Below are 12,013 nucleotides of genomic sequence, written 5' to 3' on the forward strand. Positions count from 1 at the left end.
GGAGGACCAGTGAGCCCACTCACCACCGACGAGGCCCTGCAGCGGCTCCTCGATCAGGGGCGCGCCCGGGCGGCGGCCACCGACCCCGATCATGCCCGTCTCTGGGACGCGCTGTCCGCGGCGACCGAGGGCGGCAAGCGGTTCCGTCCGGCGCTGGTCATGGCCTCCCACGACGCCCTCGGCGGCACGGCCGCCGCCGCGGCGGTCGAGACCGGCGCCGCGGTCGAGCTCCTGCACACCGCCCTGGTCATCCACGACGACGTGATCGACGGTGACGACGTCCGTCGCGGCCGACCCAACGTGAGCGGCACGTTCCGCGCTTACGCCGTCGCTGCCGGCGCCACCGACGACGAGGCCGCGTCCCTCGGTCGCACCGCGGGCATCCTCGCCGGGGACCTCGCCCTGGCCGCGGCGATCCGGGCGGTGGCGACCTGCGGCGCCCCCTCGGAGGTCACCCACCGCCTCCTCGACCTCTTCGACGCCGCCCTGCACACGACCGCGGCGGGCGAGCTCGCCGACGTACGCCTCTCGCTCCGCACCGGGGACGCCTCGCTGCCCGAGAGCCTGGCGATGGAGGAGCAGAAGACGAGCGCCTACTCCTTCGCCCTCCCGCTGCAGGCCGGGGCGGTGCTCGCGGGCGCCAACGACGTGACCGTCGCCCGGCTCGGCGAGGTCGGGCGCGTCCTGGGGATCGCCTTCCAGCTCGTCGACGACCTCCTCGGCGTCTTCGGCGACCCCACCCGGACCGGCAAGAGCGCGACCAGCGACCTGCGTGCCGGCAAGCAGACCCCGCTCCTCGCCCACGCCCGCACCACCGCCGAGTGGTCGCAGATCGCGGCGTACGTCGGCCGCGACCTCGCCGACGAGGAGCTGGTCGAGGCGCGCCGCCTGCTCACCGCGTCGGGGTCGCGCCGGTACGTCGAGGACCTCGCTGCGGCGCACCACGCCGCCGCCGTCGCCATCGTCGAGGAGCTGGGCCTCTCCGTCGACCTGCTGGCCACCGTGACCACGCGCCCGGTGGTGCTGGCCGACGGCGACGGGGTCGCCGCATGAGCTCCTTCCTGGTCAGCCGGCGACCCGCACGGAGCCTCTACGACTCGGTCTCCGAGGACAGCGCCGCCGGCGTGATCCGCGCCTTCTCCAGCTCCTTCGGACTCGCGTCCCGGCTGCTCGCCGAGCCCGTGCGGACCGAGGTGCGCAACGTCTACGCGCTGGTCCGGGTCGCCGACGAGATCGTCGACAACCCCGACCCGGGCCTCGGCGCCGAGCCGCGCGCCCGGATGCTGACCTGGCTCCACGACGACGTGCGCCACGCCCTCCAGCACGGCTGGAGCGCCAACCTGGTCGTCCACGCCTTCGCCCGCACGGCGATCCGGTGCGGCATCGGCGCGGACGTCATCGACCCGTTCTTCGCCTCGATGGCCATGGACCTCGACACCGCGGTCCACACCCCGGAGAGCTTCGAGCGCTACGTCTACGGCTCCGCCGAGGTGGTCGGGCTGATGTGCCTGCACGTCTTCCTGGCCGGCGACGGCGTGGTCGACCGGTCCTCCGACCACGACCGGCTCGCGCCCGGGGCGCGCCGCCTCGGCGCCGCCTTCCAGAAGCTCAACTTCCTGCGAGACCTCGCCGAGGACCACGACACCCTGGGCCGGTGCTACTTCCCGGACCTCGACGTCGAGCGGTTCTGCGACGCCGACCGCGACCGGATCCTCGACGACATCGACGCCGACCTCGCCGCGGCCGACGCCGTGATCCCGGCCCTGCCGCCGAGCAGCCGCCGGGCGGTCCGCCTCGCCCACGCGACCTTCGCCGAGCTCGCCACCCGGCTGCGCGCCACCCCGGCGGCGCAGATCCGCCGCACCCGCGTCCGGGTCCCCGACCCGGTCAAGATGCGCCTCGTCGCCGGCGCGTTCTACGGAGGATCCTCATGACCGCACTCTCTCCCGACCGGCTGCCGGGCAGGCTGGCCGACCGGCTCCCCGGCCGCTCCACGGGGCGCGCCGCCGCGGAGGGCGGCTCCCGCCGGGTGGTCGTGATCGGCGGCGGCATCGCCGGGCTGGCCACGGCCGCGCTGCTCGCCTCGCGCGGGCACAGCGTCGACCTGCTCGAGAAGAACGACGAGCTCGGTGGCAGGGTCGGCAGCATCGAGCGCGACGGGTTCCGCTTCGACACCGGCGCCTCGTGGTACCTCATGCCCGAGGTCTTCGAGCACTTCTTCTCCCTGCTCGGCACCACCGCCGCCGCGGAGCTCGACCTCACGGTCCTCGACCCCAGCTACCGGGTGTTCTTCGAGGGCCACGACGAGGCTCTCGACGTACGTCCCGACCGTGCCTACAACCGCGCACTCTTCGAGTCGGTCGAGCCGGGGGCCGGGGAGGCGTTCGACGCCTACCTCAGCTCCGCGGAGGAGACCTACGACATCGCGCTGCGCCGCTTCCTCTACAGCAACTTCGACTCCGGGGCGTCGTTCCTGCGCACCGACGTCGTACGCCGCACGCCCCGGCTGAGCAGGCTGCTCACCCGCTCGCTCGGCAGCCACGTGGCGGCGCGGTTCACCGACAACCGGTTGCGCCAGGTGCTCGGCTATCCCGCGGTCTTCCTCGGCTCGTCGCCGAGTCGCGCGCCGAGCATGTACCACCTGATGAGCCGCCTCGACCTCGGCGACAGCGTGCTCTACCCGCAGGGCGGCTTCACCCGGCTCATCGAGGTCATCGCCGCGCTGGCCGAGCGGCACGGGGCCCGGCTGCACACCGGTGCCGCGGTGACGCAGATCCTCACCGGCGACGCCGGCCGCGGCCGTCCGCACGTGACCGGGGTCGAGCACACCACGGCCGACGGCGAGCGTCGTACCGTCGAGGCCGACGTCGTCGTCGGCGCCGCGGACCTGCACCACCTCGAGACCGCGCTGCTCCCGCCCGCGCTGCAGACCCACCCCGAGCAGGCGTGGCGCCGCCGCTCCCCGGGCCCCGGCGCCGTGCTGGCGATGCTCGGAGTCGAGGGACGGCTGCCGCAGCTGGCCCACCACTCGCTGTTCTTCACCGCCGACTGGGACCAGAACTTCGGCGACATCTTCGGCCGCGAGACCCGCGTCCCGGACCCCGCGTCGATCTACGTCTGCAAGCCGTCCGAGACCGACCCGACGGTGGCCCCGGAGGGCTGCGAGAACCTCTTCGTCCTCGTGCCCGTCCCGGCCGACACCGCCATCGGCGCGGGTGGCGACGACGGGCAGGGCTCCGCGGCGGTGGAGCGGGCGGTCGACGCGGCCATCGACCGGGTCGCCGCCTGGGCAGACGTCCCCGACCTGCGCAGCCGCGTCCGGGTGCGCCACACCGTCGGGCCGGAGGACTTCGAGCGCAGCTACAACGCGTGGCGCGGCGGGGCGCTCGGCCTCGAGCACAACCTGCGCCAGAGCGCGTTCCTGCGCCCGGGCAACACCTCGTCCAAGGTCGACGGGCTGCTCTACGCCGGGGCCAGTACCGTTCCCGGCGTGGGACTCCCGATGTGCCTGATCAGTGCCGAGCTCGTGCTCAAGCGGATGACCGGGGACCGGTCGTCGCTCCCGGTGAGTGGATGAGCCTGCCGCACTGGTCGTACGTCGCGATGCTCGCCTTCTGCCTCGTCGGGACGTTGCCGCTCGTCCCGGCCTTCCGCCTCCGGGTGCTGCGGCAGCCGCGACGACTGCTCCTCACCGTCCTGGCGGCGGGCACGCCGTTCCTGCTCTGGGACCTGCACGCCACCAACGTCGGGCACTGGTGGTTCGACGCCGACCAGACGCTGCCCTGGCGCATCGCCGGGCTGCCGCTGGAGGAGATCGGGTTCTTCGTCGTCATCCCGTTGGTCGCCGTGCTGACCTACGAGGCGGTCAAGGCGGCCCGTCGTCGCGACCGCTCGGCCCGGCCGAGCCGGCAGGGGGAGGCACGATGACCTACACCGGGATCGCCGTGGTCGGGGTGCTGGTCGCGCTCGTGCTGGACCGCTGGGTCGCGCGCACCCGGCTGACGACGACGCGCGACTGGTGGGCGGCGTACGCGATCATCGTCTTCTTCCAGCTGCTCACCAACGGCTGGCTCACCGGCCGGCGGATCGTGCAGTACGACCCGGACGCGATCCTCGGCGGCGGGAGCGTGGTGTTCGTCGGCGACGGCCGGCTGGTCTTCGCGCCCGTGGAGGACCTGGCCTTCGGCTTCGCCCTCGTGCTCACGGCGTGCGTGGTGTGGGTGTGGCTCGGCCGCCGCAGTGGTGAGGACACCGGCGACACGGGCGGGGAGCGCGCGTGAGCGTCGCGACCCGGCTGCAGGCGATGCAGCCCACCGACGTCGGCGTCCCCGGCCCCACCTCGCTGGACATGGCCCGCGCCTTCCGCTCGGTGCGCGCCGACCCGCTGTCGTTCCTGGTCGAGGTGTCGGGTCGCTTCGGCGACCTCGTCTCCTTCCCGGTGCCGGGCCCGCCGGCGCTGCTGGTCAACGACCCGGCCGACGCCCGGCACGTGCTGCAGACCGCGGCCCGCAACTGGACCAAGGACACGGTCCAGTACGCCGCGCTGGCCCGGGTCACCGGACCCGGCCTGCTGGCCTCCTCCGAGCCCAGCTGGATCGAGCACCGGCGCCTTGCGGCCCCGGCCTTCCATCACCAGCGCCTCGAGGCGGTGGGGGACCAGGTCCGCGCGGCGGCCGAGGCGGCGATCGGCGCGCGGCTCGGCTCCCTCGCCGACGGCGACGTGGTCGACGTCGCCGCCCTCACCCACCGCATCGGCCTCGACGCGGTCGGTCGGGCGCTCTTCTCCGCGGACCTCTCCGGCCAGGCGCAGGACCTGCTCGACGCGACGAGCGAGTCGGCGGACCTGGTGGTCCGGCTGGGCCGCTCGATCCTGCCGCGGGCGGAGTGGACCCCGACCCGGACCAATCTGCGGCTGCGCTCCGCGCGGCGCCGGCTCGACGCCGCCACCGCCGAGATCATCGCCCAGCGCCGCGCGCGCAGCGCGGACGCGCCGGCCGGCTCGCACGGCGACGACCTCCTCGGCCTGCTTCTCGACAGCCGGATGGACGACGCGGGGATCCGCGACGAGCTGGTGACCATGGTGATCGCCGGCCACGAGACCGTGGCCGGGGCGCTGGCCTGGATCCTGATGCTGCTGGCCGAGCACCAGCCCGAGCAGGACGCGGTGCGCGCCGAGCTGGCCGCCCACCCCGGGCCGGTCGGGCTGCTCGGCCACCGCGAGACGCTGCCGTGGACGCGCGCGGTGGTCGACGAGGCGCTGCGCCTCTTCCCGCCGGCGTGGGCGCTGTCGCGCCGCTCGCTGGCGCCCGACGTCGTCGGCGGCCACGAGGTCCCGGCCGGCACGCTGGTCATCGTCAGCCCCTGGCTGATGCACCGCCGCGCCGACCCGTGGACCGACCCGCTGGCCTTCCGACCCGAGCGGTTCCTCGACCCCGGCGCCGGCCGCGCCGGCTACCTGCCCTTCGGGCAGGGGCCGCGGCTGTGCATCGGGCGCGAGTTCGCCCTCGGCGAGATGGTGGTGGTCCTCAGCGAGCTGCTCCGCGACCACCGGGTGTCGGTGCCGGCGGGCTGGACGCGCCCGGCGGCGCAGGCGCAGGTCGCCGTGCACCCGCGCGGCGGGATGCCGCTCGTCGTCACCCGGGCCTCCTCGTGACCGACGTGGTGCTGGTCGACGCCGTGCTGGTCGTCGTGCTGCTGGTCGCGGCGGCCTGCGGGTGGTGGCTGCTCGCCGACCTGCGGACGGTCCCGCGGGGCCTCGCGTACGCCGACCGGTCGACGTCGGTGTCGGTCGTCGTGCCCGCGCGGGACGAGGAGGCCACCCTCCCGGCGCTGTTGGAGTCGCTGCGCGGGCTCGGGCTCCGCGAGGTCGTGGTGGTCGACGACGGCTCTCGGGACGCGACGGCCGCGGTGGCCCGCGCCGGCGGGGCGACCGTCCTGCCCGGCACGCCCCCGCCGCCCGGCTGGACCGGGAAGGCGTGGGCCTGCCACCTCGGAGCCGGGGCCCCCAGCGGGGAGCTGCTGCTCTTCCTCGATGCCGACACGGTGCTGGGTCCCGACGCCCTGGCCGGGCTGCTCGCGCTGCACGAGGTGCGCGGGGGACTGGTGTCCGTGCAGCCCTTCCACCGGGTGGAGAGGCCCTACGAGCAGCTGTCGGCCTACTTCAACGTGATGTCCCTGCTGGCCAGCGGCGCCTTCGCGCGACGCCCCGCGACACGACCGATGGCGTTCGGGCCGTGCCTGCTGACGACGCGGGCGGACTACGACAGGGCCGGCGGGCACGAGGCGGTGCGCGGGGAGATCCTCGACGACGTGCAGCTCGCCGCGGCCTACGACCGGGCCGGGCTGCCGGTGCGGTGCGCGGTCGGCGGCGACTCGATCCGGATGCGCAGCTATCCCGGCGGGTTGCGGCAGCTGGCCGACGGCTGGACCAAGAACTTCGCGTCCGGCGCCTCCGCCGCCGCTCCCGGACCCACCCTCGGTGCAGGTCTGTGGGTGAGCGCCCACCACGCAGTCGCGGTCGGCGCGGCCCTGGCGCTCGTCGAGGCGGTGACCGGGTGGGGCGCGTCCCTGACCTGGGGCGACCCGGCCCTGTGGGCGGTCGCCTGGGTGGGGTTCGCGGCGCAGCTGGGGTGGATCCTGCGCCGGGTGGGCTCGTTCCGCTGGTGGACGTGGGCGCTGTTCCCGGTGTGCCTGCTGGCCTTCGACGTGATCTTCGCGCGGTCCGCCGCGCTGACGCTGGTGCGCCGCTCGGTGCGCTGGCGCGGGCGAGAGGTGGACCTCCGGTCCTCGGAAGGGGTGGGCTGATGCTCCGGCTGCTGATGCCGCAGGCGCTGACCGTGGCGGTCGACGTGGTCGCGTGGGGGGTCTTCCACGCGGGCACCGGCTACGCCGCCCACCGCCTGGGCGACGCGCGGCTGTCCCGCGAGGGGCTCGTCCTGTCTCCGCGGCCCTTCGAGGTCGGTGGCGGGTGGTACCGACGCCGCCTGCGCATCCACCGCTGGAAGGACCGGCTCCCGGAGGCGGGGGCCCTCTTCGCCGGCGGGGTCAGCAAGCGCGAGCTGCCGTCGTACGACCCCGCGGGGCTGGAGCTCTTCGTCCGCGAGACGCGCCGCGCCGAGCTGGCCCACTGGTGGGCGATGGCCTGCGCGCCGCTCTTCGTCCTGTGGAACCCGCCGCTCGCGGCCGGGCTGCTGATCGCGTACGGCGTGGGCGTCAACGCGCCCTTCATCGCGATCCAGCGCTACAACCGCTTCCGGACCCAGGCGATCCTCGAGCGGCGGTACCGGTGACCCAGGAGCTCGAGCGCGACCTCGCTCCCTCGCCGGACGACTCCGACGATTCCCAGCACGGGCCGATCGCCCAGCTCCTCATCGCCTGGTCGCCGCTGAGCGTCATCCTCGTCGCCTACGCCGTGGCCGGCTGGATCAGCGCCCCGCTGGAGGAGGGCGACGGGGCCGCCACCAACCGGCTCGGCTTCGGGGTCCACGTCGACGGACCGCCTTCGGTCGACGCAGGCTTCTTCGGCGCGGTCCCGACGGTGTGGCTGCAGGAGCGGCTCGTCGACGGGTCGCCGCACTGGTACGACGCGATCGCCGCGCTCGTCTACGTCACCCACTTCGTCTCCATCCCGATCGTCACGGCCGTCGCGTGGTTCTGGCTGCGCGACCGCTTCAAGGCGTGGCTGGGGGCGCTGCTCGTCTTCACGGTCCTGGGCGTGAGCGGGTACGTCGTCTATCCCGCCGTGCCGCCGTGGCTGGCCTCCGAGCAGGGCGACATCGGGACCGTGGACCGCATCTCCGACATCGGCTGGCAGTGGCTGCACCTGGACTGGGTGGGCACGCTGACCGCCTCGGGCCAGGGGGAGAGCAACCCGGTGGCGGCGATGCCCTCGCTGCACGCCGGGGCGGCAATGCTGGTCGCGCTGTTCCTCTGGCCGGTGGCGAGCACGCTGTGGCGGTTCGTGCTGGCGGCGTACGCGCTGGCGATGGGCGTCACGCTCGTCTACACCGGGGAGCACTACGTCGTCGATGTGCTCGTGGGGTGGCTGGTGGCGGTCGCGGCCGTGGCCGCAGGGGCCGTGCTGCGGCGTCGGCGGGAGCGGCGGGCCGGCGCTTCGGGCATTCGCCACGCAACGGGGCGCGATCCGAGGCATCCTGTCGGCTGACCCAGCACGTCGAGGAGAGTCGTGAAGCTCAAGGCCGTGGCGGTCGGCGCCGTTCTCCTGGTGCTGGTCGGCCAGTGCGACGACGCGCAGCCCGCACCCGACGTACGGGACTCGTCGCAGGCGCGCGCTGGAGCGGAGCGGAGTGCCGCACCGAAGGCGCCGCGGGCGAGGCCTCGGCGTACGCCGTCCGCGTCGCCCACGACCTCCGGCCCGTCGCCGTCGGCGTCCGCGACCGCCGGGCAGCAGGCGGGCCGCGGGACGGCGCTGGCGGCCCTGGGCCTCCTGGCCGTCAAGGGGCGAGCCCCGATGACGGGCTACGACCGCGACCGGTTCGGGCCGGCCTGGCTCGACGCGGACCGCAACGGGTGCGACACCCGCAACGACGTGCTGCGCGAGCACCTGTCCGCGATCACCGTCGAGGGCAACGGCTGTGTCGTCGCCACCGGCGCCTACGACGATCCCTACACCGGCTCGAGGATCGACTACCGGCAGGGCGACGGCTTCCTGATCGACATCGACCATGTCGTGTCCTTGGGCAACGCGTGGGCCACGGGCGCCTTCCGGTGGGACATCACGACGAGGGCCGCCCTCGCCAACGATCACCTCAACCTGCTGCCGGCGGACGCCGGCGCCAACCGGCAGAAGGGCGACGGCGACGCGGCGACGTGGCTTCCGTCGAACAAGCCCTTCCGCTGCCTCTACGTCGCGCGTCAGGTGGCGGTGAAGAGCAAGTACGACCTGTGGCTGACCGCCCCGGAGAAGGCCGCGACCGAGCGCGTCCTGGCGTCGTGCCCCGACCAGCTGCTGGTCGCCGACACGTGGGGCGCCCCGACGCGGGTCGACCACGACATCTCCGACCCGGGCGTGCCGGCGTCGATGCCGACCGAGTCACCGGCTCCGGCCGTGGTCGGTGGCGGGTCGACGTACTTCGAGAACTGCGACGCGGCCCGGTCCCCGGGCGCCGCGCCCGTGCACCTCGGTGATCCCGGCTACGGGACCCACCTCGACCGGGACGGCGACGGGACCGCCTGCGAGTGAACGAGTGGGCGGCAGCCGGGCTCAGACGCGGGGCGGGCAGTCGTGTGCGACCACGCGGACCGTCGAGGCGGGGTGGCGGTGCAGGGCGTCGGGTGGACGGATGGGGCGGGGGGTGAACCCGCCTCCGCAGTTGGGACAGACCCCGCGCAGGCGCGTCTCGACGCACTCGCGGCAGAAGGTGCACTCGAAGATGCAGATCATGGCGTCCCGAGCGGTCGGGGGCAGGTCCTTGTCGCAACACTCGCAGTTGGGTCGCAGCTCCAGCACCTGACCATGATGCTGGACGGTCTGGAGCGGCGCAGATCACTTTTCGGTTGCGCCCGGACGGGGCCGGTCACTCAGCCTCGCGGGGCGCAGCCGGGAACTCGATTCCGAAGTGGTGAGCTATCGCCGCCGTGGTCTCACAGCCCCAGTCCCTCCGGTGGTTGATCGGTTCACCGTCGGGATCGCTGTCGCACGTGCCGGACCCGGACCCACAATCGCGGTGGATCGCGAGCAGTCGGCGGGCGAGCGGGTCGTTGATGGAGTTCAACCGACGCATTGCGTCGACCCAGCGAGCCACCGGCGTGGGTCGATCGTCGATCTCATGGACGATGTCCATGTGAAGCCGGTTGCTGGCTTCCTCGTCGTACTCGTACCGCGTCATGAACGGACGCTAGGGCGCGTGGGCGGCGTCTGTTCACCTTTTCGCCCAGCCTCCCGGACTGGTCGGGCGTGCGACGTGACGTGTCGGCGGCGCCGTAGCGGCAGGGGACGCGTGCAATTGCGGGACAACGGGTCGATGGTGGATGCACACTCCCGACGTGGAGTGGACACGTTCTGGATTGACCCGGGCCGGATTCGAGGGGTTCGTCCCCTTCGGGGACCTGCCGAACTCCCCCGGGCCGCGAGGTGCGGGCGTGTACGTCGTCCTGCGTGACCGGATCGACGACCCGATGTTCCTGCCTGTGAGTCCTGCGGGACGGTTCAAGTCCAAGGATCCCTCCGTCGGGGGCTCGGTCCTGGAACAGTCGTGGGTCACAGGCGCCCGCGTGCTCTACATAGGCAAGGCCGCCGCGGGACAGAGTGGTCGGCGGGGCCTGGCGAAGCGGCTGGAGGAGTTCCGGCGACACGGCTCCGGCGAGCCCGTCGGGCACTGGGGCGGCAGATACCTGTGGCAGCTGTCTGACAGCCGCACGCTGCTGGTCGGCTGGATGGAGACACCTGAGGTCGATCCCGAGGACGTGGAGTCCGAGCTCATCGACCGCTTCGTCGCTGACTGGGGTGCCCGTCCGTTCGCCAACCTCAAGGCGGGTCGTTCCGTCTCGTCGACCTGAGTTCCCTGCACCCCTGCCAACACCGCCAGCACACACAACGAGGTTCAAGAGCGTGGACGAGCTCCCCCCGGACGAGAAGCGAATGCGACTGCGCTACGCCGGCACGTGTGGCAGCTGTGGCGCAGCCCTGCCCGCCAAGGCCGAGGCACTCTACGACCGAGCGAGCAAGTCGGTCCGGTGCATCACCCATGACCGACCGACCTCGGCAGCACCGGTGGAAGAACGCGTCGACCCGGGAACTCCCGGGGGATCCGCGCGTCGAGAGTTCGAACGCCGTCGAGCGGCGAGGGAGCAGCGCATTCGCACCAAGCACCCGAAGATCGGCGGCCTGCTGCACGCGCTCAGTGACGAGCCACAGACCACCCGGGCCTGGGACACCGGGGCCGTCGGCGAGGAACGACTCGGCAAGCGGCTCAACGAGCTGGCGTCAGGTGACGTGCGGATCCTCCATGACCGTCGCATCCCCAGGACTCGGGCGAACATCGACCACGTGGCCGTCACCCGCTCCGGGATCTTCGTCATCGACGCCAAGAAGTACGCCGGGCGACCTCAGCTGAAGATCGAAGGCGGCCTGATCCGTCAACGGGTCGAGAAGCTGATCGTCGGCACCCGGGACTGCACGAAGGTCGTCGACGGAGTCCTCAAGCAGATGGATGTCGTACGTGCTGTCGTCGGGGACCACGTGACCATCCACGGAGTGCTCTGCTTCGTGGAAGCAGACTGGCCCCTGATCGGAGGGGCCTTCACCACCCGGGGAGTGCAGGTCCTCTCACCCAAGAAGCTCTACCCGAAGCTCCACGCAGACGGTCCGCTCGGCACCACGGACGTCGAGGAGCTGCATCGGCAGCTGGCGTCGGCTCTGCCCCCTGCCTGAGCACCAGCGACCGAGGTCCGAACGGCATCTCCGCAATCGGCGGACAGCGCCGGAGGCCTCGCCTACGGTCTGGGTCGTTGCGTCTCATCAGGGATGCCGTTACGGGGAGACACACACGTGAACATCAACAAGCTGCTGGTCGCAGCGGCCGCCACCACCGTCGCCGCCACTGCCCTCACCTTCGCCGGCCCGGCATCCGCTCACACCACCGGCCTCCACGACAACTGCACCAACCTCAACAAGACCTGGCCGCACGGCGTGGGCCTGGCCAACGCCCGGGACCTCACCAGCGGGACGCCGGTCACGACCTTCTACCGCAACACCAAGGCCTACCGGGCCGCCGAGGGCCACAACGGCACCCTCGACGCCGACAACGACGGCATCGCCTGCGAGAAGCGCTGACCCGGAGGTCCCTTCCAAGGCCTCATCGCGGCAGGAGGCGCGGGGACGACGCGAGGCGCGTGACGACTGGGGGCCGCGAGTGTGCGTGGAAGCACGGGTGTCGACCGGTTTCCGGTGCCGTGACGCACAGTCGTCGCCCGAGCCCGTGCGAGCCGGCGTCACGGATACCTCTGGACGACCCTATGTGACGTGCGTTACGTTCGCGAGTGCAACATCACG

At 73.0% G+C, this 12,013-nt stretch carries 15 protein-coding genes; 13 read left to right on the plus strand and 2 right to left on the minus strand.

Annotated features, from left to right (window positions below):
* Nucleotides 1-9 precede the first annotated feature (9 nt).
* Genes ASG94_RS10820 through ASG94_RS10865 form a run of 10 tightly spaced genes read left to right on the plus strand, consistent with a single transcriptional unit; the run spans nucleotide 10 to nucleotide 9,202 of the window.
* On the plus strand, nucleotides 10-1,053 hold the full coding sequence (locus ASG94_RS10820) for a polyprenyl synthetase family protein (protein ID WP_156411549.1): 1,044 nt from the start codon (nucleotides 10-12) through the stop codon (nucleotides 1,051-1,053).
* Complete coding sequence (locus tag ASG94_RS10825) at nucleotides 1,050-1,934, plus strand: phytoene/squalene synthase family protein (RefSeq protein ID WP_056926490.1); 885 nt, start codon at nucleotides 1,050-1,052, stop codon at nucleotides 1,932-1,934. The genes ASG94_RS10820 and ASG94_RS10825 overlap by 4 nt, the downstream gene beginning before the upstream one ends.
* Nucleotides 1,931-3,577, plus strand: coding sequence for a phytoene desaturase family protein (gene crtI, locus ASG94_RS10830; protein WP_082624123.1), 1,647 nt, complete (start codon nucleotides 1,931-1,933; stop codon nucleotides 3,575-3,577). The genes ASG94_RS10825 and crtI overlap by 4 nt, the downstream gene beginning before the upstream one ends.
* Nucleotides 3,574-3,927 carry a lycopene cyclase domain-containing protein gene (locus ASG94_RS10835; RefSeq protein ID WP_056926491.1) on the plus strand — a complete coding sequence of 118 codons (354 nt, stop codon included), beginning with the start codon at nucleotides 3,574-3,576 and terminating at the stop codon, nucleotides 3,925-3,927. Before crtI ends, ASG94_RS10835 begins: the two co-directional genes overlap by 4 nt.
* Nucleotides 3,924-4,280: a lycopene cyclase domain-containing protein gene (locus tag ASG94_RS10840; RefSeq protein WP_056926492.1), complete on the plus strand. Its 357-nt coding sequence runs from the start codon at nucleotides 3,924-3,926 to the stop codon at nucleotides 4,278-4,280. Before ASG94_RS10835 ends, ASG94_RS10840 begins: the two co-directional genes overlap by 4 nt.
* A complete protein-coding gene (locus ASG94_RS10845) occupies nucleotides 4,277-5,653 on the plus strand; it encodes a cytochrome P450 (RefSeq protein WP_056926493.1) in 1,377 nt (458 codons plus the stop codon). The genes ASG94_RS10840 and ASG94_RS10845 overlap by 4 nt, the downstream gene beginning before the upstream one ends.
* Nucleotides 5,650-6,804: a glycosyltransferase family 2 protein gene (locus ASG94_RS10850; protein WP_056926494.1), complete on the plus strand. Its 1,155-nt coding sequence runs from the start codon at nucleotides 5,650-5,652 to the stop codon at nucleotides 6,802-6,804. The genes ASG94_RS10845 and ASG94_RS10850 overlap by 4 nt, the downstream gene beginning before the upstream one ends.
* The gene (locus tag ASG94_RS21985) at nucleotides 6,804-7,289 is read left to right on the plus strand and encodes a hypothetical protein (RefSeq protein ID WP_056926495.1); all 486 of its coding nucleotides are present in this window, start codon (nucleotides 6,804-6,806) and stop codon (nucleotides 7,287-7,289) included. The genes ASG94_RS10850 and ASG94_RS21985 overlap by 1 nt, the downstream gene beginning before the upstream one ends.
* The gene (locus tag ASG94_RS10860) at nucleotides 7,286-8,164 is read left to right on the plus strand and encodes a phosphatase PAP2 family protein (protein ID WP_056926496.1); all 879 of its coding nucleotides are present in this window, start codon (nucleotides 7,286-7,288) and stop codon (nucleotides 8,162-8,164) included. Before ASG94_RS21985 ends, ASG94_RS10860 begins: the two co-directional genes overlap by 4 nt.
* Before the next feature lie 21 nt (nucleotides 8,165-8,185).
* Nucleotides 8,186-9,202, plus strand: a complete 1,017-nt coding sequence (locus ASG94_RS10865; RefSeq protein ID WP_056926497.1) for an excalibur calcium-binding domain-containing protein — start codon at nucleotides 8,186-8,188, stop codon at nucleotides 9,200-9,202.
* Nucleotides 9,203-9,223: 21 nt separating this feature from the next.
* Here ASG94_RS10865 and ASG94_RS22655 read toward each other — a convergent pair whose 3' ends face one another.
* Nucleotides 9,224-9,469: a DUF1272 domain-containing protein gene (locus ASG94_RS22655; protein ID WP_056926498.1), complete on the minus strand. Its 246-nt coding sequence runs from the start codon at nucleotides 9,467-9,469 to the stop codon at nucleotides 9,224-9,226.
* Between the two features lie 67 nt (nucleotides 9,470-9,536).
* Nucleotides 9,537-9,848, minus strand: coding sequence for a hypothetical protein (locus tag ASG94_RS10875; RefSeq protein WP_056926499.1), 312 nt, complete (start codon nucleotides 9,846-9,848; stop codon nucleotides 9,537-9,539).
* Nucleotides 9,849-10,101: 253 nt separating this feature from the next.
* Between ASG94_RS10875 and ASG94_RS10880 the strand changes: the two genes are divergently transcribed.
* The 3 genes from ASG94_RS10880 (at nucleotide 10,102) to ASG94_RS10890 (ending at nucleotide 11,794) form a co-directional block, all read left to right on the plus strand.
* On the plus strand, nucleotides 10,102-10,518 hold the full coding sequence (locus ASG94_RS10880) for a hypothetical protein (protein ID WP_235537235.1): 417 nt from the start codon (nucleotides 10,102-10,104) through the stop codon (nucleotides 10,516-10,518).
* A gap of 52 nt (nucleotides 10,519-10,570) precedes the next feature.
* Complete coding sequence (locus tag ASG94_RS10885) at nucleotides 10,571-11,392, plus strand: nuclease-related domain-containing protein (protein WP_235537236.1); 822 nt, start codon at nucleotides 10,571-10,573, stop codon at nucleotides 11,390-11,392.
* Between the two features lie 117 nt (nucleotides 11,393-11,509).
* Nucleotides 11,510-11,794 (plus strand): excalibur calcium-binding domain-containing protein, encoded by a 285-nt coding sequence (locus ASG94_RS10890; protein ID WP_056926502.1) that lies wholly within the window; start codon nucleotides 11,510-11,512, stop codon nucleotides 11,792-11,794.
* Nucleotides 11,795-12,013: the final 219 nt, after the last annotated feature.

The organism is Nocardioides sp. Soil805 (genome assembly GCF_001429625.1).
Lineage (GTDB): Bacteria > Actinomycetota > Actinomycetes > Propionibacteriales > Nocardioidaceae > Nocardioides.

What these genes read in the sequence shown, in the direction of transcription:
- ASG94_RS10875 (WP_056926499.1), bottom strand. Translation starts at nt 9,848, where the DNA reads ATGACGCGGTACGAGTACGACGAGGAAGCCAGCAACCGGCTTCACATG.
- crtI (WP_082624123.1), top strand. Translation starts at nt 1,931, where the DNA reads ATGACCGCACTCTCTCCCGACCGGCTGCCGGGCAGGCTGGCCGACCGG.
- ASG94_RS10835 (WP_056926491.1), top strand. Translation starts at nt 3,574, where the DNA reads ATGAGCCTGCCGCACTGGTCGTACGTCGCGATGCTCGCCTTCTGCCTC.
- ASG94_RS21985 (WP_056926495.1), top strand. Translation starts at nt 6,804, where the DNA reads ATGCTCCGGCTGCTGATGCCGCAGGCGCTGACCGTGGCGGTCGACGTG.
- ASG94_RS10825 (WP_056926490.1), top strand. Translation starts at nt 1,050, where the DNA reads ATGAGCTCCTTCCTGGTCAGCCGGCGACCCGCACGGAGCCTCTACGAC.
- ASG94_RS10840 (WP_056926492.1), top strand. Translation starts at nt 3,924, where the DNA reads ATGACCTACACCGGGATCGCCGTGGTCGGGGTGCTGGTCGCGCTCGTG.